This is a genomic window from Prevotella mikamonis (assembly GCF_055381405.1).
The window spans coordinates 536,067-555,656 of sequence record NZ_AP035785.1; the positions used below are offsets into that span (position 1 = coordinate 536,067).

At 42.9% G+C, this 19,590-nt stretch carries 17 protein-coding genes; 2 read left to right on the forward strand and 15 right to left on the reverse strand.

Going from position 1 to position 19,590, the window contains the following annotated elements; genetic code table 11:
* Nucleotides 1–38: 38 nt before the first annotated feature.
* From ACZ42L_RS02325 to dnaN, 15 genes are all read right to left on the reverse strand, one after another.
* Nucleotides 39–1,604: a peptide chain release factor 3 gene (locus ACZ42L_RS02325; RefSeq protein ID WP_464716504.1), complete on the reverse strand. Its 1,566-nt coding sequence runs from the start codon at nucleotides 1,602–1,604 to the stop codon at nucleotides 39–41.
* Nucleotides 1,601–2,461, reverse strand: a complete 861-nt coding sequence (gene rfbD / locus ACZ42L_RS02330) for a dTDP-4-dehydrorhamnose reductase (RefSeq protein ID WP_464716505.1) — start codon at nucleotides 2,459–2,461, stop codon at nucleotides 1,601–1,603. The genes ACZ42L_RS02325 and rfbD overlap by 4 nt, the downstream gene beginning before the upstream one ends.
* A 13-nt stretch (nucleotides 2,462–2,474) precedes the next feature.
* The gene (locus ACZ42L_RS02335) at nucleotides 2,475–3,023 is read right to left on the reverse strand and encodes a DUF4924 family protein (protein ID WP_464700410.1); all 549 of its coding nucleotides are present in this window, start codon (nucleotides 3,021–3,023) and stop codon (nucleotides 2,475–2,477) included.
* A 2-nt stretch (nucleotides 3,024–3,025) separates the two neighbouring features.
* Complete coding sequence (locus ACZ42L_RS02340) at nucleotides 3,026–3,697, reverse strand: LysE family translocator (RefSeq protein ID WP_464700412.1); 672 nt, start codon at nucleotides 3,695–3,697, stop codon at nucleotides 3,026–3,028.
* A 172-nt stretch (nucleotides 3,698–3,869) separates the two neighbouring features.
* A complete protein-coding gene (locus tag ACZ42L_RS02345) occupies nucleotides 3,870–4,859 on the reverse strand; it encodes an ROK family protein (RefSeq protein WP_464700413.1) in 990 nt (329 codons plus the stop codon).
* A 154-nt stretch (nucleotides 4,860–5,013) separates the two neighbouring features.
* Nucleotides 5,014–6,735: a chloride channel protein gene (locus tag ACZ42L_RS02350; RefSeq protein WP_464716967.1), complete on the reverse strand. Its 1,722-nt coding sequence runs from the start codon at nucleotides 6,733–6,735 to the stop codon at nucleotides 5,014–5,016.
* Nucleotides 6,736–6,827: 92 nt separating this feature from the next.
* Complete coding sequence (locus ACZ42L_RS02355; RefSeq protein WP_464700415.1) at nucleotides 6,828–7,397, reverse strand: L-threonylcarbamoyladenylate synthase; 570 nt, start codon at nucleotides 7,395–7,397, stop codon at nucleotides 6,828–6,830.
* Nucleotides 7,398–7,501: 104 nt separating this feature from the next.
* Nucleotides 7,502–8,467 (reverse strand): methionyl-tRNA formyltransferase, encoded by a 966-nt coding sequence (gene fmt / locus ACZ42L_RS02360; protein ID WP_464716506.1) that lies wholly within the window; start codon nucleotides 8,465–8,467, stop codon nucleotides 7,502–7,504.
* A 4-nt stretch (nucleotides 8,468–8,471) separates the two neighbouring features.
* Nucleotides 8,472–9,518, reverse strand: coding sequence for an endolytic transglycosylase MltG (gene mltG / locus ACZ42L_RS02365; protein WP_464700419.1), 1,047 nt, complete (start codon nucleotides 9,516–9,518; stop codon nucleotides 8,472–8,474).
* Between the two features lie 227 nt (nucleotides 9,519–9,745).
* Nucleotides 9,746–11,416: a tetratricopeptide repeat protein gene (locus tag ACZ42L_RS02370; protein ID WP_464716507.1), complete on the reverse strand. Its 1,671-nt coding sequence runs from the start codon at nucleotides 11,414–11,416 to the stop codon at nucleotides 9,746–9,748.
* 15 nt (nucleotides 11,417–11,431) lie between these two features.
* Complete coding sequence (gene recN / locus ACZ42L_RS02375; RefSeq protein WP_464716508.1) at nucleotides 11,432–13,105, reverse strand: DNA repair protein RecN; 1,674 nt, start codon at nucleotides 13,103–13,105, stop codon at nucleotides 11,432–11,434.
* 16 nt (nucleotides 13,106–13,121) lie between these two features.
* Nucleotides 13,122–14,036 carry a type IX secretion system protein PorD gene (gene porD, locus ACZ42L_RS02380; RefSeq protein WP_464716509.1) on the reverse strand — a complete coding sequence of 305 codons (915 nt, stop codon included), beginning with the start codon at nucleotides 14,034–14,036 and terminating at the stop codon, nucleotides 13,122–13,124.
* A 10-nt stretch (nucleotides 14,037–14,046) separates the two neighbouring features.
* A complete protein-coding gene (gene coaBC, locus ACZ42L_RS02385; RefSeq protein WP_464706562.1) occupies nucleotides 14,047–15,237 on the reverse strand; it encodes a bifunctional phosphopantothenoylcysteine decarboxylase/phosphopantothenate--cysteine ligase CoaBC in 1,191 nt (396 codons plus the stop codon).
* A gap of 28 nt (nucleotides 15,238–15,265) precedes the next feature.
* Complete coding sequence (locus tag ACZ42L_RS02390) at nucleotides 15,266–16,120, reverse strand: exonuclease domain-containing protein (protein WP_464706563.1); 855 nt, start codon at nucleotides 16,118–16,120, stop codon at nucleotides 15,266–15,268.
* Between the two features lie 9 nt (nucleotides 16,121–16,129).
* Nucleotides 16,130–17,254 (reverse strand): DNA polymerase III subunit beta, encoded by a 1,125-nt coding sequence (gene dnaN / locus ACZ42L_RS02395; RefSeq protein WP_464716510.1) that lies wholly within the window; start codon nucleotides 17,252–17,254, stop codon nucleotides 16,130–16,132.
* Nucleotides 17,255–17,413: 159 nt separating this feature from the next.
* On the opposite strand from dnaN, the gene ACZ42L_RS02400 reads away from it, so the two are divergent.
* Entirely contained in the window at nucleotides 17,414–17,812 is a 399-nt protein-coding gene (locus ACZ42L_RS02400; RefSeq protein ID WP_464716968.1) for a DUF3127 domain-containing protein, read from the forward strand.
* Between the two features lie 200 nt (nucleotides 17,813–18,012).
* Nucleotides 18,013–19,473, forward strand: coding sequence for a pyruvate kinase (pyk, locus tag ACZ42L_RS02405; RefSeq protein WP_464716511.1), 1,461 nt, complete (start codon nucleotides 18,013–18,015; stop codon nucleotides 19,471–19,473).
* Nucleotides 19,474–19,590 lie beyond the last annotated feature (117 nt).

Consider the following 19,590-nt stretch of genomic DNA (forward strand, 5'->3'; position numbering starts at 1 on the left):
GTATCTGTTTTTGATAGATACATCAACTAATACATTCCTTAAAACTCACTAGTGAAGTGGAATTTGATATGTTCGAAGTCTTGTTGGGCCATACTCAATACATATCCGCTGTCTGCAAGAAATACATCGCGTCCTTCACGGTCTTTTGCCATATACTGATATTTGCGCTTTTTGAAGTTCTCTAATTCTGCTTCATTATCACTTTCTATCCAGCAAGCCTTATATAGATGGACCGGTTCCCAACGACATTTGGCATTATACTCATTCTCTAGACGGTATTGGATAACTTCAAATTGGAGTTGTCCCACAGTGCCTATGATTTTTCTGTTATTAAACTGATTGACGAAAAGTTGGGCGACACCTTCATCCATCAATTGCTCAATACCTTTCTGGAGTTGTTTGCTCTTCATTGGGTCGGCATTCTCTATATATTTGAACATCTCTGGAGAGAAGCTGGGCAGACCACGAAAATGAATTAGTTCACCTTCAGTCAGTGTGTCCCCAATCTTGAAGATTCCGTTATCGGGAAGTCCGACAATATCACCTGGATAAGCTTCGTCAATAGTACTCTTGCGTTGAGCCATAAATTGGGTAGGAGAGGAGAACCTCACAGTCTTACCCAAACGGATATGTTGGTAGGGTTGATTTCTTACAAACTTACCGCTACAAACTTTACAGAATGCTATACAACTACGATGATTTGGGTCAATGTTGGCTGTAATTTTGAAGATAAAACCAGAGAATTTATTCTCCTCAGGCCTTACTTCGCGTTCCTCTGCCATAGTAGGTTGAGGACTTGGGGCTATTTCTACGAAGCAATCCAATAATTCCTGCACACCGAAATTGTTTAGGGCCGATCCGAAGAATACAGGTGCTACTTTTGCACTGCGGTAATCATCGACATTGAATTCCGGGTAAACACCATCAACCAGTTCCATGTCTTCGCGCAGTTGTGTAGCTTCTCTTTCTCCCACATGTTCGTCCAGCTCTTGGCTATTGACGTCAACCGTAACTTTCTCAGTGACGCGTTGCTTGTTTGGAGTAAAGAGATTTAATTGTTGCTCATATAGATTATAGACGCCTTTGAAACGGAGTCCTTGTCCTATAGGCCAGCTAAGTGGGCGAACCTTGATTTGTAATTCTTCCTCAAGTTCGTCTAAGAGGTCGAAGGTATCTCGTCCTTCACGGTCCATCTTATTGATAAAGACGATGACCGGAGTGTTTCTCATACGGCAAACCTCCATTAACTTACGTGTTTGGGTCTCTACACCTTTAGCAGAGTCTACAACGATGATAGCTGAATCTACAGCCGTTAAAGTACGAAATGTATCTTCGGCAAAGTCTTGGTGACCAGGTGTATCAAGAATGTTGACCTTATAGTCGTTATAATCAAACTCCATGACAGAAGTAGATACTGAAATACCACGTTGTTTTTCAATATCCATCCAGTCTGATGTTGCAGTCTTGCGAATCTTATTGCTTTTTACAGCACCGGCAACTTGAATTTGTCCACCGAATAGCAAAAACTTCTCTGTAAGTGTTGTTTTACCGGCATCAGGGTGCGATATAATGGCAAAAGTGCGTCTTCTTTCTATTTCGTTCATTTATTTTCGTTAAGCTTTTTAATACAATCAGACAGACTCTCTTCCCAATAGGGAATTTCTATATGGTAAGTTTCCTTCAGTTTTGTCTTGTCTAGTACAGAGTAATGTGGTCTGTTAGCCGGTGTAGGATATTCACTCGTATGCAATGGTTTTACATGGCATGTTGTGATACCTGCAATACGCTGAATTGCTTTTGTAAAATCATACCAACTGATAACTCCTTCATTCGAAAAGTGATAGATACCCGGTATAATGCCTTGTTCAATGGCAATCATGATGACTACAGCTAAATCGTGTGCATAGGTTGGAGTCCCGATTTGGTCATAGATGACCCCTAACTCTGTTTTCTCTTGACCGAGTCGTATCATTGTTTTTACAAAGTTATCACCGAAAGTAGAGTAGAGCCATGCTGTCCTGATAATCATGGTTTTACTGCATGCTTTGAGAGCAGCTTTCTCACCCGCCAGTTTCGTGCGGCCATATATACTGTTCGGACATGTAGGGTCTTCTGGTACATAGGGGGTGTGTTGAGTGCCATCGAACACGTAGTCGGTAGATATTTGTACTAACCATCCTCCACGTTTTTCTATGGCTTGAGCTAAATATCCGGGAGCGGTTTCATTGAGCAATGTGCAGGGTTCAACATTGTTTTCCGCCTTGTCTACAGCTGTATAGGCAGCACAGTTGATAATACCATCTATCTGGTTGGTCTCTACGAAATGACAAATAGCTTCAGCGTCTGTAATATCAAGTTCTGTGACATCGGTGTTAAAGAACCTGTGTTGGGGATAGTTACATTCTAGCAATTGAATCTCATTTCCTAATTGCCCATTACTTCCTGTTACCAAAATATTCATATTCTTATGCTTTTTAATCGTCCTCAAATTTGAGTCCTTCTGTTCTGTCTTTAATGTAATAGTCACTCAGCATACCTATAAAAGTTGTAATTTCCTTGATAGCATTGCCTGTTTCCGGTGTGATAGACTTCTTTTGAAGTCTGAGTAGCATCACCCCATAGAGTGCATCCATACATGTCTCTATTTCGTTGAGTTCCTTATCTCCCTTATTTCGTAGCTCGACGATGAAAGGAAGTACCTTATAATATTCTGAAGTATAGAAAGGGAATTTGGTACTCTTGAGTAGCATAGCATGTAAATCGGCCATGTCTTGCAGTATGATGGAATTGATATTCAGGTGTCCTTTCTCACGTTTGCCCTCTTCGTTCATCATCCGAATAAGGTTTCCATACCAATCAATCATCTCTTCTTTCTGCTCATCTGTATATTGGAACTTATCAATATACTCGCGTCTGATTTTGCTCAGACTGTTTCCATATGCACGAATCAGGTCTTCCACCTGCCACATGTACAATAGATATTCGGCAATGGATTTCTTTCTTAAATCTCTAGCTATATACATATTTATAATCCCGGTATATGGTATAGATTGAAAATGGTTCCCACCAAGAAAACAATGGAAAACACAATCACTACACATCCTATTACTTTGTTGATAATCAATATGCCGTTATTATCAAACTTATTTCTAATCTTATCAATAAGCCATGTGAGTCCAAACCACCATAATAAAGCTCCTGCCATAATGCTAATGAAACCTATGCACATCTCAAAGGGATGGTTGGGTATGACAAATGTCAGCAAGGCATACAGGAACATGAAGATAAATATAATCATGGGATTGGAAAAGGTAACAAAAAATGCGGTCAATCCATTATGCCATAATGAGCCTTTTGATTTGCTGCTGTTATGTATGTTGCGAGTGGGATTACTGCGAAAACAGTATATTCCAAATATCATTAGCATGATACTACTGGATATCTGTAACCAATATTTATGATGCGGATTGGTGATGAGATTCATGACAAAACTCATACCGAGACCTGTAAACAAGGCATAGACCATATCGCTTACAGCAGCACCGATTCCCGTTACAAATCCATACCAACGCCCTTTGTTCAAGGTGCGTTGTACACATAGGATTCCAACCGGCCCCATCGGGGCAGAGGCAAAGATTCCAATAAGGATTCCTTTAAGCACCAAATCAATAATATCTATATGGAATGGAAATGGCATAATTGATGCAAAGTTAGTGTAAATCGGATGAAATGCAAAATAATTCCTGATTTATTTTGCTCGTGTGAAGCTGCTTAAATGATAAGGGAGAACTGCCTGACAAACAGTTCTCCCTTAGATTCTTTGTCGGAGAGAAGCCTGACACGTGGTGTCCTGACCTCTTCCAACCAATTTATTTATTCGTATCCGTAATATCCCAGCCTACAGCGCTAGCTCCTAATACGGCTGCTGAACTACCCTCAAGACCACTGATCAAGAATTTAGCTTTGTCTTTGTAGATTTTCAGCACGTGTTCGTTGTAACTCTTAACCAGCGGGTCCATCAGCAAATCGCCTGCCTTTGTCAAACCACCGAAGAAGATAAATGCCTCTGGTGAAGAGAATGCTGTAAAGTTTGCACATGCTTCTCCTAAGAGTTTACCGGTGAATTCGTAAATATCAAGAGCCAGTTTGTCGCCTTTGCCCGCGGCAATACTAACATCAAGACTGGTAATGTCTTCTGGCTTCATATTACGGAGCAAAGAGGGTTCATCGCTGTTTACCAAAAACTCACGTGCTGTACGTGCAACTCCGGTGGCAGAACAGTAAGCCTCTAAGCAGCCATTGCGGCCACAGCCACATGAACGACCGTCGCTAGGACGGACTACAACGTGTCCTAACTCGCCGGCAAAACCATCGCTACCATATACCAACTGGCCATTGACTACGATACCGGAACCAACTCCTGTACCCAGTGTGATGACGATGAAGTTTTTCATTCCACGAGCAACACCGTAAGTCATTTCGCCAATGGCAGCTGCATTGGCATCATTGGTCAGTGCCACTGGGATGCCCAGTTTCTTGCTGAACAGTTCTGCAAGAGGTACTATACCACTTTTTCCCCATGAGAGGTTTGGTGCAAATTCGATAGTTCCCTTATAGAAATTTCCATTAGGAGCGCCGATACCCATAGCCTTTATCTTGTCAATGCCGCCCACCTGTTCGATGATGATATGCACTGCTTCAACAGATGCGTCTACATAATCATACACATTATCATAGCCCTGGGTCTTGATAGCAGTTGTAGCCTTGATTTCACCACGGCTGTCTACGATTCCAAAGACAGAGTTAGTTCCGCCTAGGTCTAGCCCAATAACATAAGGCTTTAATTCTTGAGATTCCATTTGTTTGTTATTTAAAGTTAGTATTTACGTTGATTCCGTTTTTAGATTGAACCTTAGGTGTGGTTTCAATAAATGCTTTTAGTAGCTTTTCTTTTAGCAAAGGTATTAAAATAATGCAATAAAACAAACTTTCTTTGTGAATTTTAGCAAATTACTATTCGGAAGATAAGTCGGAAACCATTTTGCGGTACATACTGTACATTCGTGTACGCGATACATAACCTATCAATCTGCCGGAAATGTCGACCACAGCCAGGAAGTTGCTGTTGGTCTTTTCAAACTTCTGCATGACGTCTACCATCTTATCACCTGTGCTTAAAGTCATTGGTACGGGTGTCATAATCTGGCCGACGGTGAATCTGTTGTAAAGTTCTGTTCGGAACATGATATGGCGTATCTTGGTAATATCGACCTCTCCTAAGAGTGTACCAGCGCTGTCGAGTACTGGTAGAAAACTGGTATGGCTTTTACTGATGGAGTTGATGAGCTTGCCTAATGGAATGTCGGGATCTACAGATGTAAACTGTCTGTCAACGATGCTGTCCAAACTCATTAAGGTCAATACGGCCCTGTCTGTATGGTGGGTGATAAGTTTACCTTCACGTGCCAAACGCATACCGTAGATGCTGTGCTGTTCAAAGATGTTGATGGTGAGATAGGCACTGATACACACAATCATCAGTGGCATGAGCAGTTTGTATCCTCCGGTAATCTCTGCAATCAGAAACATTCCGGTAAGTGGAGCTTGCATGATGCCTGCCATGACGCCCGCCATACCCATTAATGCAAAGTTCTTCTCTGGTACGTAGATACCAATATTATACAAGTTCCATACGCGGGCAAAGAAGAATCCGGCAAAGCCGCCGATAAACAGGGATGGGGCGAACGTTCCTCCGCATCCCCCGGCACCATTGGTAGCCGAGGTGGCAAGTACCTTTGTCAGCAAGACTAGTCCAATATAGACGATGAGCAGATTACTGTGTCCGGCGAAGAGCGAACCGTTCATCACTTGATCCCAGTCTGCCTGGGTGCGCCCGTCCAGAAGATAGTTGATGGCTTCCCATCCTTCACCATAGAGAGAAGGGAATAGGAAGATGAGCGAACTAAGTATCAGACCACCCATGATGAGTTTCAGATATGGGCGTTTACTCATCTTTGCAAATACATTCTCGCAGGCAGTCATCGTTCGCATGAAATATAACCCGACGACACCACAGAACAATCCTAGCAGAATACATTCTGGGACACGTTCAATCACCCATGAATTATCGAGTTGGAAGTCGAACAGGCTCTTGCTTCCTACGAATATATAAGAGAAGCATGTGGCTGTGACGCAACTAATCAATATCGGGAGTAGGGAAGCCATGGTAAGGTCTACCATGAGCACTTCGAGCGTGAATACGAGTCCGGCAATAGGGGCTTTGTAGATACCGGCAATAGCTCCGGCTGCACCGCATCCTACCAATAGCATGAGAGTGCGGTTGTCCATCCTGAACAATTTGCCCAGATTGGACCCTATGGCCGACCCCGTGAGAACGATAGGTGCTTCTGCTCCGACCGAACCTCCGAATCCGATGGTGATACCGGAGGCGATGACCGACGACCAACAGTTATGGCTGCGCAGTCGGGAACGTTTGGTAGAGATGGCATAAAGCACACGGGTAATACCGTGAGATATGTTGTCTTTTACGATATGGCGGACAAATAAGGAGGTAAAGTAAATACCGATGACAGGAAATAACAGATAGAGCCAGTTGTAAGTGTTTTGGGCAAAGCCCGATGTCAGCAACTGCTGAATCTGTCTGATGATAAAGTGGAGAATGTAGCCTGCCACAGAAGCGAAGAAACCTATGGCGAAAGACAGGATAAGCACCATCTTGCGGTTGTCTATATGAGATAACCGCCAGTTGGTAAGTCTGTCAATCAATGTGTTCTGTTGAGTGTCTTGAGCCGCTTCCATGTTACATCCTATTTCCTGATGATAGTCACTTCACCGTCTTTGGTGAGCTTGATAATAGAACTGGGAGTATGCGGTTTGTGTTCTTGTCTTCTTGTTGAGCATACATAATCTACGGCATCCAAGAGTTCCTGGCTGATGTCACCGTAATTAGCAGCCGCAGGTTCACCACTGATATTGGCACTGGTGCTTACTAACGGCTTCTGGAATCTGAAGCATAGTTCGCGCGAAAAGGGTTCTTTGGTAATGCGCAGTGCGATACTGCCGTCCTCTGCAATCAGGTTGGGAGCGAGGTTCACGGCGTCGTCCAGGATTACAGTGGTGGGCTTAGTAGCTAAATCGAGCAAATCCCAAGCCACGTTTGGCACATTTCTTACGTATCTCTGTAATCTTGCATCGGAGTCAACCAGACAGATGAGAGCCTTGGAATCGTCGCGTTGCTTGATTTGATATACCCTAGCTACAGCCTCGGCATTGGTGGCATCGCAGCCGATTCCCCATACGGTATCAGTAGGATATAGGATGACTCCGCCTGCCTTGAGGCATTCGATAGCATTTTTGATGTCTTCTGCTTGTGTCATGTTCGTTTTATATCTAGATGCCTGTGTACATCTACATTTAAATTTATTGAATTGCGAAGATAGTATAAAATTGAGAAAAATCCAAGAAGTTTTCTGTAAAACCGCTATAATCTCATCCCATTGATAAAGTCGGATGATTTCATACGTTTTTTTCCTGCTAGTTGCAGCTCTAGGATTTCGAGCCATTCACCTTGGCAAGCAATATAGAGATGCTTGCTGTCTGCTGCCCATAATTCGCCGGGAGTTGCCTCTGTATTCAAACCGGTTTTCCGGCTTTTAAAAACCTTGAGTGTGCTCTTGCCTTTTCCCGGCAGGTCTATCTCTGTCCATGTGCCAGGGTATGGACTAAGTCCTCTGATGAAGTCGTACACATTCTTGGCGGGTCGATTCCAGTTGATTTCGCACGTCTCCTTAAATATCTTCGGGGCAGATTTGAGTTCTTTGATGCCTGCTCTTTCTGCGAAACTGTCTTGGTCGGTTGTGGTCAGCTTGCCATCAGACTCCAATATAAGATTGATGGTTTCGATAGCAGCTTCTGCTCCCAAGTGCATTAAGCCGTCGTATACATACTCTACGTCGGCATCGTCGGGAATTGCAAATTCTTTTTGCATGATGATACGTCCCGTGTCAATGTCCTTGTCGAGGAAAAAAGTGGTTACACCTGTCTGTGTTTCGCCATTGATGACAGCCCAATTAATGGGAGCTGCACCCCTATATTGAGGTAGTAGGGCTGCATGCACATTGAAAGTTCCGAACCGCGGCATATCCCATACCACTTCGGGGAGCATGCGGAAGGCTACTACCACTTGTAGGTCTGCCCGGTAAGAGCGCAACTGTTCTACGAAATCGGAATCTTTCATCTTTTCCGGTTGCAATACAGGTAGATTGTGCGCTATAGCGTATTGCTTCACTTGCGAAGCTTGCAGTTGGTCCTGATGTCTTCCTACAGGTTTGTCGGGCTGTGTTACTACGGCCACAACGTTGTATCCTCCTTCGACGAGTTGCTGTAAAGACTCTACTGCAAACTCTGGAGTTCCCATGAATACAATGCGTAAATCTTTTTTATCCATCTTCCTATTTAATTCCTCGTTCGTTCAATGCTTTGGTATATTTTGCAGCATTTTGCAAATGTTCTTGATAAGTCACGGCAAAGTTGTGAGTACCGCTGAAATCTTCTTTTGCGCACATATATAAATATCTATGATGCACATAGTTGAGTACGGCGTCGATTCCGGCGATACTTGGAATTCTGATAGGGCCGGGCGGCAGGCCGGTATTTGTATACGTATTATAGGGGCTATGGATATGCAGCAGGTTGTTATAGATGCGGTGCAGATCAAATTTCTTCCATGCAAACTTGATGGTTGGGTCTGCTTGCAGCGGCATTCCTTGTGGATATTCCGCATCCCTGAACATCAGGCGGTTATAATACATTCCTGCTATCATCGGTTTTTCTGCGTCATTGGCCGTCTCCTCATCTATGATGCTGGCCAAAGTTATCACCTCGTTTTCAGACAGCTTCATGGCAGTAGCTTTCTGCTGGCGTTCGCTGTTCCAGAATCTCTGACTCTCTTTCTGCATCTTTGACAGGAATTTGTCTATGTTGGTATCCCAATACACATCATAAGTGTTAGGGATGAACATTCCGGCAATGGTGGCTGTATCGTATCCATATTTCCGGCATACCGATTCGTCTGTCAGCGCATTCATGATAGCAGTGCTGTCTAGCATGAGTTTCTTGCCAATCTCGGCGGATAGTCTGCCGAGTGTTCTCACGCTAGGTATAGTCAGGCTTACCGGTGTCTGGAGTCCGTTTTTGATATGGCGGAATACCTTGAAAGCACCTTCTCCCGGTCTGATAGCATATTGGCCGGTTTTGATATGCTCAGTGTAAGAACTGTGTCTGACCAATGTACGGAATCCGGTCATACCATGTTCGGAGGCAATGGGAGACAGTTTCGTGTATACGGAGTCGATATTATCGTCGGTATCGATATATACATACCTTATCTCATTGCCGGTTGAGAAGGATGAGAAGAAATAGTAGTAGGCGAGACCTACGATAACAACGAGACATCCGATGGCCGGAACGACGTATTTACTTTTTAAATCTTTCTTCATATTGCGATATTCAAAGTTGTTGCAAAGATAGTAAATTTCTTCGAATGGATGTCTTTGCGCCTTGTGATTATCACTATTATTTTAGTGCAGGGGCTTGGCAGCGATGCTGTTGTGGCTTTTCAGTAAAACTGCAAGGGCTTTGCACAAACTGTGAAAAGCCCTTGCAGTGATATGATGGTAGTGAACTGCCGAGCCGGTCTTGGCTCTTCGTCTGTATGATATGGTTATTATAGTTTCTTCAGGTATTGGTCAGCCCGCGTGTCTCCCAACTCCTTGGCCTTCTCTAATGCTTTCTTGGCCTCTTCTTTCTGGTTGCGTTCCATCTGTGCCAATCCGAGCAACAGCCAGCCGTCGGCATATTCCGGTGCGAGCATCGTACATCGTCTGGAAGTTTCGTATGCGTCGTCAAATCGTCTGACACGTAATTGCAATGAAGCCATCTCGGCATAGTATGTCGGTTCTTGAGGATTCAGAATCAAGGCTCTGGCTATGTCTGTGAGTGCCTGCTGATATTGTCTGACTTGCAGTTCGCATTTATAGCGGGTATAATAGAAGAAATGGTCTACGCGTCCGAGCATCAGTGTGTCGTATTGATTGTAATTGGCAAGCGCCTTACGCCATTCCTTATTCTCGTCATAGGCGTATGCCTTGGCCAGGATATAGGGGGCAGCCACGCTTGTGAGTGGCCGTGGGCAGGCTGCTATAGCACTATCCAGTAATGCCATGATTTCCGTTTGTGGAGCTTTTAACTGTTGCTTGCATTGCGCAGCCTCGTAGAAGAGTTCACCGTTTCTGAGCGGTGTTTTGGTCAAATCCATGAATTGCTTGTAGGCCTCTTCGTACTGCCCCTTTGCATAGATGATTTGTGCAATCTGGTGCTGATAGATAGGGGCAGGGGTAATTTTGTAGGCTTCCTGTGCCTCGGCTAGTGCTTTGTCCATGTTCCATGCCGGATAGGCGTCCTGACTATGGTATATCTCTTTTCGGAGTATCACCTTTGCATAATTGGAATGGGCTTCATCTTTTTTGGTACTGTTGGCGATAGATTGCATCATCAGTTTGTCTGCTTGCTCGTATTTCTTGGCTTCAACGAGCAACAGGGCTTTGGTGGAATAGCCTTCGGATGATTTGGGAAAGGCTTGGATATAGTCATCTACGTATTGGGCATGGGTAAGTGAGTCGCATTGCTGGGCAGACATCATCACCATCAGGAGTGCTTGTTGCTCGTCGGCAGGGAGCATAGCACGTATATCGGTGGTTCTGAGAATAGGGTCGCTGAGGGATAATCCTGTCGTCTTGAAATCATTTACCAGGCGTACATCCGTAGCGTGTACCGTTCCGCCGTCACCTGATAATTGGGCTATACCGACGATTTGTCCGTTGGCATTGCTGATGGGTGTACCGGTAGCCGACTCGGCAATAGTCTTGTCGAAGACGTAATAATTGAAGGTCTGATTGAACTTCTCAACCTTTGTGACGGACAACGGAGTGGTGACACTCGATTTCATGGAGTAGTCTACAAGGAAAGTCTTGGAACCTACGGTGGCAGGATTCTGTGCAAGTGGAGCTGGAGTCGAAATGTTGCCGGCATGGAATTTACAAATGTCATAAAGTTCATTAGCTCCCCAAATGCCGGTGACAGGGTGTTTATTGCCGTTTCCATCGACAACGACGGCACTCGCAGCACCTTTGAATGGAGTTAACAGGCTTACGGCTTCTCCCTTGTTTCCAACGAAGAAACCTTTGCAGGAAGCATGTATCGAACCGTCTTTGTTAAAGGTTGTCAGGGTAAATACTGATTTCGCAATATTCTTCACGTTGCTTGATTGGGCATATCCCTGAACCATGCTCAATAATAGTAATGCAAATAGTGTGATGTGATAGCGTATGTTTGTCATAATTGTTAATGTTTTCTATTTGGTTGTTTCGTAGTCGAGCAGTGCCCTCGCATTGTTGATGGCTTCTTTGGTCACACTGCTTCCACTAAGCATTTGTGCAATCTCTTGCACTCTGTCTTCGGTAGAGAGCAAGAGCATCTGGCTCTCTGTACCTTCCTCTGTGTCGCTTTTTGACACCTTGTAATGGTGTGTACCCAATGCGGCAATCTGCGGAAGATGGGTGATGCTGATGACTTGTCGGCCGTTCATGCCCATTTCATTCATGATTTTGGCCATTTGCTCAGCAACTCGGCCGCTGATTCCTGTATCTACTTCGTCGAAAATAATCGTCGGTAATTTGATAGCTCCGCTAATCATGGCTTTCAGTGAGAACATCACTCTGGCTATTTCACCACCTGATGCCACTTGACTGATGGGCTGGAGGGGGGAATTCTTATTTGCACTGAAAAGAAACGAGACCTTATCGCAACCGTCGGGAGACAAGTCTTTGGGTTTGATGGATACTTCGAATTTAACATTGGGGATGCCCATTGGAACAAGCCGTCGGTGCATTTCTTCCTCGGTCAGTCTTGATGCTTTAATTCTTGATTTAGAAAGACTTATGGCTTTGTCATTACATTGTTTCTCAAGGAAGGTAATCTCTTGGGTGAGTTCGGCTAATTTGTCATCGTAGTTTCCAATTTCATTGAGCTGTGCAGCAAGGACATCCCGTTCACGCATCAAGTCCTGAATAGATTCGACGTGAAACTTCTGCTGTAACGAATAGATGACATCTAGACGTTGGTTAAGTCTGTCTTGCAGTTGAGGGTCATACTCGATGGAATCGACATTTCCTGATACTTCTTGTGCAATATCCTTGACTTCGATATGTAATTGGTCTAATCTTTCTGCCAAAACTTTCGCTCCAGCATGATAGTTCTCGATGGAATGGAGGCTTTCTGAAGCATTCCTGATATGTTGGATAACTCCATAATCGTCTCCAGACAGTAGATTGTCAGTTTCGTAGTAAGCAGCTTTGATGCTTTCGGCATGTTCTATTGCTGCAACCTCTTGCTCCAATATCTCTTGTTCGGAGCTGTCGTTGAGGTTGGCATCTGTAAGCTCTTGAAGTCTGAATTGCAGATAGTCTTGATTCTCCTTATTCTTCTGAATGTTCTCAGCCAGCTCTTTCAGTTGGTTTTGCAATGTTTTTAGCTGTTTGTAACAATGTTGATAATCAGCTAATTCCTTTGCATTGTTTGCCAGAATATCTATTACCTGCAACTGGAAATCTTCCTTTTGCAATAGCAGATTCTGATGTTGACTGTGTATGTCAAGCAGATTTTCTCCTAATTCTTTGATAACAGAGAGAGAAACTGGAGTATCATTGATAAAGGCACGGCTTTTCCCAGTGGCACTAATCTCTCGTCGGATGATACTGTCTTGAGGTTCGTAGTCTATGTCGTTTTTTTGAAAGAACGATTCTAGCGAATAGCCAGATAAATCGAAGTGGGCTTCGATGACACATTTGGTTGAACCGGGTTTCACAGATTTGCTATCTGCCCTCTGACCTAATAGCAGGCCGATAGCTCCAAGGATGATACTTTTTCCAGCTCCGGTTTCACCAGTTATGACGGAAAATCCGGGAAAGAAATCAATATTTAATTCCTTGATTATGGTGAAGTTTTTTATATGTAATTGTTTCAGCATAATGTTTGTAAGACTTTTATTTTAAGATTTTCTCCCACGCGGTATTCTGGCTTGCATTGATTCGGGTGAGTAAGTCATATATGGCTTGTTTCTCTTTTTGAGTCCCTTGAGTATGATAAATGTTGACTAATTCGTCTTTCTTGAAATCGGTCCATATCTGCGGAAGCATACTAAGCGGTTTGTTGGTATGCGCCTGCTGCAAGTCGTTTTCTAGTGATTTGGAGATATTAGTCCTGCCTCTGGCTGCATTTGTCTGCATCTCGTCAAGCCCTGTACGATAGTAATTGTATTGCAGTTGGCGGAAAGGTTTCATTCCCTCGTCTAAATAATCATTGATGATGGCAAACCTGTTTCTGGAATCTTCAAAGCTTTTCCAACCAGTGAAACTTAGGCTCTGTGCGTTATTTACCAATGTATAGCAGCGTTGCAAAATCTCTTCTCCACCCATGGGAGCAAACGTATCTTGGTTAGTTCCGATAATGAGTAGAGCGTAATAGGCCAGTAAGGCTGTCAATTGATTATCTATCGTGGTTTCAGTAAAATTTAATTGATCGAATTGAGAAAAATCAAAATTGAAATTGTTATCAATGTTGTTGTATATAGTAGATGTATAGGCAGAATTATATACAGGTCTGTTGGCTTGGATGAGAGCTCTTGCGGTCAGTTGGTTATTGTCTTTGTCGTATTTGGTAATGGTGATATTGAAAGAACAGTTGATTCTTTCGTTTTTCTGGAAAACAAGTGATGTCCACTGTCTGTCATTGAGAAATTGCTCAATCGACTTCTGTAGACTGTTGAATACAGTCTCATCAGTACCTTGTACTTGGGAATGATTGATGGTGACTTTTGCTAATAGCTCCTGCCCATGTGCAGTAGAAGGCTGTAACATGAGATATAGAAGAAAGAATATGAGTTTTGCATAAATCCTCATCACCACAAAATTATTTATAGTCTTCTAATGCGTTGACAATGTCTTTTGCAACGTCTTTCTTGCTTTTTTTCTCGAAAGCTTTGCATTCTCCGTTACGGTAGATAATTGTGATTTGATTATCGTCGCTTTGAAATGTCGTGCCGGGAATCTGTGTAGAATTCATCACAATGAAATCTGCATTCTTCCTTATGAGTTTATTTGTTGCATTTTCTAGCTCGTGATCTGTCTCTAGGGCAAATGCAACTAAGACTTGATTGGCTTTCTTGTTTTTGCCAAGAGAGGCTGCAATGTCTTTTGTCGGAATGAGAGATAATTCCAGATTATCGTGTGTACGCTTTAGCTTGGAATCACTTTTCTGTTCAAAGGTGAAATCAGCAACCGCCGCACTTAATATTGTAATATCTGATTCAGGGAAATACTTGGTGGCTTGCTCATACATTTGTTCGGCACTCTCTACGTCTATTCTATGGACATTTTGAGGGGTAGGGAGATGTACAGGGCCTGCAATGAGAGTAACGTCTGCTCCTCTGGCAGCACACTCTGCAGCTATGGCAAATCCCATTTTGCCAGAAGAATAGTTACCCATAAATCTGACCGGGTCAATTTTCTCGAATGTAGGGCCGGCGGTTATGAGTACCCTTTTTTTCAGAGAAGATTGGTGCTGGAAATACTGCTCAATGGTGTCTACGATGGTTTCAGGCTCAGCCATACGCCCTTTTCCTTCAAGTCCGCTTGCAAGGAAACCTGATTGAGGTTCTATGATGGTATTTCCATAGCTTTGAAGGGTGGATAGGTTTTGTTGTGTAGAAGGATGTGCAAACATGTCTAAGTCCATAGCCGGAGCCACAAAAACTTTTGCCTTCATGCTCAGATAAGTAGTAATGAGCATGTTATCGGCAACCCCGTGAGCCATTTTCCCAATGGTAGAGGCTGTGCAGGGAGCAATGAGCATACAGTCGGCCCATAAACCAAGATCGACATGAGAATTCCATGTACCATCTCTTTGAGAGAAGAATTCGCTGATGGTTGGCTTTCTTGTTAAAGTAGAGAGGGTAAGGGGAGTAACAAACTCCTTGCCGGCAGGGGTGATTACGACTTGAACTTCTGCGCCGGCTTTTATAAGCAGGCGGATAAGAGTGCAAGCCTTATAGGCTGCGATACTCCCTGTAATGCCCAGAACAATGTGTTTGCCTTTTAACATTGGAATTCACTAATTAAAGATTCGGCTACTATCTGTTGTTGAACTCTTTTAGTCTGATACGTGTAAGGACTTGTTTGGTGTTATTTGTAAAGTCTCCTGCAAGCATCCAGCTATAATATCCCGGATCACGTTTCAGGACATCGGCAACTGGTATTCCCTTATATTTACCAAAATTGAAAACTTCGATAAGTTGCTCTTTGCCATCCTTGTCGGTTACCGGAACACCTTCCTTATTTAAGATCGGTTTCCATATAATACGCCCTGCAAAGTCTACATTGGCGTTCATCTTGGAGAATTCTGCCAATGTATCCATATCGTTGGGTAATATTCTTTCTGGATCGGACTGCTTGTCGGGTGAGTACATGTCTAGCTCACCAAGTAAAACCCGATAGGTAGCTTCCGTATCTTGATCTGCACGGTGGGCTTCGAAATCGTCTTCCATCTTCCTGCCGCAATAGAATTCATAGGCTGCTGCAAGATTTCTGCGCTCCATCTTGTGAAAGATAGTCTGTATGTCAATGAGACGGGATTTAGAGAAATCGAAGTCGATTCCTGCACGTAGAAACTCTTCGGAGAGCATGGGAACATCAAAGCGATTGGAATTGAAACCTGCGAAGTCACAGCCTTTGAATTCTTCATAGAGTTTAGAAGACAGTTCCTTAAAAGAAGGAGCATCTGCTACACTCTCGTCTGTAATACCCGTTAAGGCAGATACTTCCTGTGGAATAGGCTGACAGGGATTTACCTTGTAGTCTCCACGAATTTCACTTCCGTCAGGTAAAACTTTGATGTATGATATTTGAATGATGCGGTCTTTAACGAGATCAAGCCCGGTAGACTCCAAGTCGAAGACTACCAAGGGCTTTTTTAGGTTGAGTTTCATTTGAAAAAATTAATCGTTCAGAAGCATTGGCATAATCAGCATGAGAATATTTTGGTTCTCTGGCTGCTGGGTAGGGATAACGATACCGGCACGGCTTGGGTCTGCCAACAAGATATCTACTTCTTCGCTCTCCATATTGTTGAGGATTTCCTGCATAGAACTACCCTTGAAGCCGATGCTGATGATAGAAGAATCATAGTCGCATATAATTTCTTCCTTAGCACTGGTAGCGAAGTCTACATCCTCTGAACTCAATTGCAGTTTGCCACTTGTCAAATGGAAACGAACCAATTGGCTGCTTTCGCTGGCAAAAGGAAGCACACGACGGAGGGCACCAATCAGAATTTTTCTGTCGATGGTGAGCTTGTTAGGATTGTTCTGTGGAATAACAGAATTGTAATTTGGGTATTTCCCTTCAATCAGTCTACAGGTAAGGACAGTATTGTTGGTTGTAAATTCGGCAGTTCTTGTATTGAACTTGATAATTACTTCTGTGTCATCTTTGGCCAAGATGCCTTTCAATAGCATTGCAGGCTTCTTGGGAAGAATAAAAGATGCAGGAGTAGAATTCCTGATATTTAGAATTTGATTGCGCACAAGCTTGTGCCCGTCACTGGCTACAATGGCCAGATTCCCACTTGTCAAATCAAAATATATACCACTCATTACGGGTCTTAGCTCGTCTTGGCCGGTGGCAAAGATAGAGCGAGATACATTTTCTAATAATACAGATGCAGGGATGGTGATAACTGTTATGTCATCTGTGATAGAATTGTTTTTGGGGTACTCGTTGGCATTCTGTGCAGTGAAATTGTAGACACCATTCTGGTATATAATCTGCACAGTGTATGAATTTGTATCTATTTCGAAGGTTAGAGGTTGCTCAGGCAATTCTTTCACGGCATCTAACAAAGTTTTACTCGGTATTGCGAAAATTCCATTTTGATCGGATTCATCCAGTGTGAGCGTAGACTTAATAACATTCTCACTATCTGATGCGGTGATGAATAATTCGTTGCCAGATACCTCGAACAGGAAACTATCTAGGATAGGCAATGTGTTCTTATTATTGATTACCTTTGCCAATGACTGCAGTCTGTTGCTGAGTAAGCTGCTAGAAATCGTAAATCTCATTAGTATGTTGTTTAAAATTATTAATCTGATTTTCTGTTGCACAAAAATACGAAAAACCATTGTCACCGACAAAAAAAATGTATGAAATGTTTTCTTTTTAGAACTATTTTAGTAATTTCGCAAACTACAAAGTTATCAATAGTATTAAATAAAAATATAATGGAGTTACAAGGAAAAGTTATAGCAGTACTTCCTGAGCGCAGTGGTGTCTCTGCCCGTGGTGAATGGAAATCTCAAAGTTTTGTGATTGAAACGCATGAGGCTTATCCGCATAAAATGGTTTTTGATGTATTTGGTGCTGAGCGCCTACAAAGATTTAACATTCAAGTGGGGCAAGAGATTTCAGTGTCTTTCGATATTGATGCACATGAGTATAATGGACGTTGGTTTAACAACATTCGTGCTTTCGATGTAAGACCTGTTGATCCGGCTTCTATTGGTATGGTTCCTGGTGCAGCTCCGGTTGGAACATTTGGTAATACGCCTGTTTCTGCGCAACCCGTAGGCCCGTCAGCTCCTGTCATGGAAGATGAACAGGACAGTGATTTGCCATTCTAAAGTTTGTGCAAGATACTAGAATCCCCACTGTTGCTTCGAATGAGGTGACAGTGGGGATTCTTGTTTTCCATGACTGATATTGTTCGTTTCAGTATGATTCGACGATATATTTTGACTAAATTACTATTTTTGTATTTTCTCTATTCGTATTTTCATTTTGAATTCCGTAACTTTGCAATATATAATAAATCGCTAACAACATGAAACAAACTAAGATAGTAGCTTCAATCAGCGATCGCAGGTGTGATCAGGATTTTATTAGAAAGCTTTTTTTTGCAGGAATGAATGTAGCACGTATTAATACGGCTCATGCAACTCCTGATGGTATTCGCACGATTGTAAAGAATATCCGTGCTGTATCTCCACATATAGGTATCATGATTGATACTAAAGGACCAGAAATCAGAACGACCTCGGTAGAGACTCCTATATCATATAAGACAGGAGATGTAGTGAAGATATTTGGCCGTCCGGGAATGGATACTTCTCATGATATTATCAACCTGAGTTATGCTGACATCTGCAAGGATGTAAAAGTCAATGATCATTTGCTGTTTGACGATGGTGAATTGGATGTGAAGATTATAGAGAATGTAGGCCCAATGCTAATCGGTCAGGTGCAGAATGATGGAATGCTTGGCGCAAGAAAGAGCGTTAATGTGCCTGGTGAACATATTGACTTGCCTGCCATTACAGAGAAAGATGAGCAGAATATTCTTTTGGCAATAGAACTGGATATTGATTTTATCGCTCACTCTTTTGTGCGTAATGCCGCAGATATTAAGGCCGTACAATCTATCCTAGATGCACATAAGAGCGATATTAAAATCATATCAAAGATAGAGAATCAAGAAGGAGTTGATAATATCGACGAGATTATTGATGCTTCTTATGGTATTATGGTTGCTCGAGGCGATTTAGGAATAGAAGTTCCTATTGAGCGTATTCCTGGTATTCAACGCCAAATTATCCGAAAGTGTATTCTAAGGAAGAGACCTGTGATAGTTGCAACCCAAATGCTTCATACGATGATTAACAATCCTCGCCCAACTAGAGCGGAAGTGACGGATATTGCAAATGCTATTTATTATCGTACAGATGCACTGATGTTGAGTGGTGAGACTGCTAGCGGAAAATATCCCATCGAGGCCGTTCAGACTATGGCAAGGATTGCAGAAGAAGCAGAGCGAGATAAGCAGCGCGAGAATGATATTGAGATTCCTATTAATACTGGTTGTGATCAGCGTGAGTTCTTGGCTCATGCTGCAATTGAATCTACTGTTCAATTAGGTGTACAAGGTATTATTACGGACAGTGAGACTGGTCAGACTGCTCGTAATCTAGCAGCCTTTAGAGGTCCGGTGCCTGTGCTTGCCATCTGCTATAAAGACAAGACGCAGCGTTGGTTGAATTTGAGTTATGGTGTGATTCCTATTTATCAGAAGGAGCATGTCTCTTCACAATACATGTTCTTTGCAGCATTGAGAATGTTGAGACAGAAGGGATATATCAATCTGGAAGATAAGATTGCCTACTTAAGTGGTAGTTTCGGCGAAGGCGGAGGTACAACCTTCTTGGAGATTAACACAGTCAATAAGGTGTTCGACCAAAGATATCAGTTCCATTTACCAGGTGATACGGAGCGTGTAGAACAAAAATAAGTATAGTAAATATTTGTGGATGAGGGTAGGGGATTGCATATATTCCTTACCCTTATTTCTTTTGTTTTCGATGGTTATACTCCTAGTGGATTGACTGAATGTAATGGATAGATTCTA

Excerpts from the sequence above, each read along its gene's own strand:
- ACZ42L_RS02325 (WP_464716504.1), bottom strand. The coding sequence starts at position 1,604 with ATGAACGAAATAGAAAGAAGACGCACTTTTGCCATTATATCGCACCCT.
- rfbD (WP_464716505.1), bottom strand. The coding sequence starts at position 2,461 with ATGAATATTTTGGTAACAGGAAGTAATGGGCAATTAGGAAATGAGATT.
- ACZ42L_RS02335 (WP_464700410.1), bottom strand. The coding sequence starts at position 3,023 with ATGTATATAGCTAGAGATTTAAGAAAGAAATCCATTGCCGAATATCTA.
- ACZ42L_RS02340 (WP_464700412.1), bottom strand. The coding sequence starts at position 3,697 with ATGCCATTTCCATTCCATATAGATATTATTGATTTGGTGCTTAAAGGA.
- ACZ42L_RS02345 (WP_464700413.1), bottom strand. The coding sequence starts at position 4,859 with ATGGAATCTCAAGAATTAAAGCCTTATGTTATTGGGCTAGACCTAGGC.
- ACZ42L_RS02350 (WP_464716967.1), bottom strand. The coding sequence starts at position 6,735 with ATGGTGCTTATCCTGTCTTTCGCCATAGGTTTCTTCGCTTCTGTGGCA.
- ACZ42L_RS02355 (WP_464700415.1), bottom strand. The coding sequence starts at position 7,397 with ATGACACAAGCAGAAGACATCAAAAATGCTATCGAATGCCTCAAGGCA.
- fmt (WP_464716506.1), bottom strand. The coding sequence starts at position 8,467 with ATGGATAAAAAAGATTTACGCATTGTATTCATGGGAACTCCAGAGTTT.
- mltG (WP_464700419.1), bottom strand. The coding sequence starts at position 9,518 with ATGAAGAAAGATTTAAAAAGTAAATACGTCGTTCCGGCCATCGGATGT.
- ACZ42L_RS02370 (WP_464716507.1), bottom strand. The coding sequence starts at position 11,416 with ATGACAAACATACGCTATCACATCACACTATTTGCATTACTATTATTG.
- recN (WP_464716508.1), bottom strand. The coding sequence starts at position 13,105 with ATGCTGAAACAATTACATATAAAAAACTTCACCATAATCAAGGAATTA.
- porD (WP_464716509.1), bottom strand. The coding sequence starts at position 14,036 with ATGAGGATTTATGCAAAACTCATATTCTTTCTTCTATATCTCATGTTA.
- coaBC (WP_464706562.1), bottom strand. The coding sequence starts at position 15,237 with ATGTTAAAAGGCAAACACATTGTTCTGGGCATTACAGGGAGTATCGCA.
- ACZ42L_RS02390 (WP_464706563.1), bottom strand. The coding sequence starts at position 16,120 with ATGAAACTCAACCTAAAAAAGCCCTTGGTAGTCTTCGACTTGGAGTCT.
- dnaN (WP_464716510.1), bottom strand. The coding sequence starts at position 17,254 with ATGAGATTTACGATTTCTAGCAGCTTACTCAGCAACAGACTGCAGTCA.
- ACZ42L_RS02400 (WP_464716968.1), top strand. The coding sequence starts at position 17,414 with ATGGAGTTACAAGGAAAAGTTATAGCAGTACTTCCTGAGCGCAGTGGT.
- pyk (WP_464716511.1), top strand. The coding sequence starts at position 18,013 with ATGAAACAAACTAAGATAGTAGCTTCAATCAGCGATCGCAGGTGTGAT.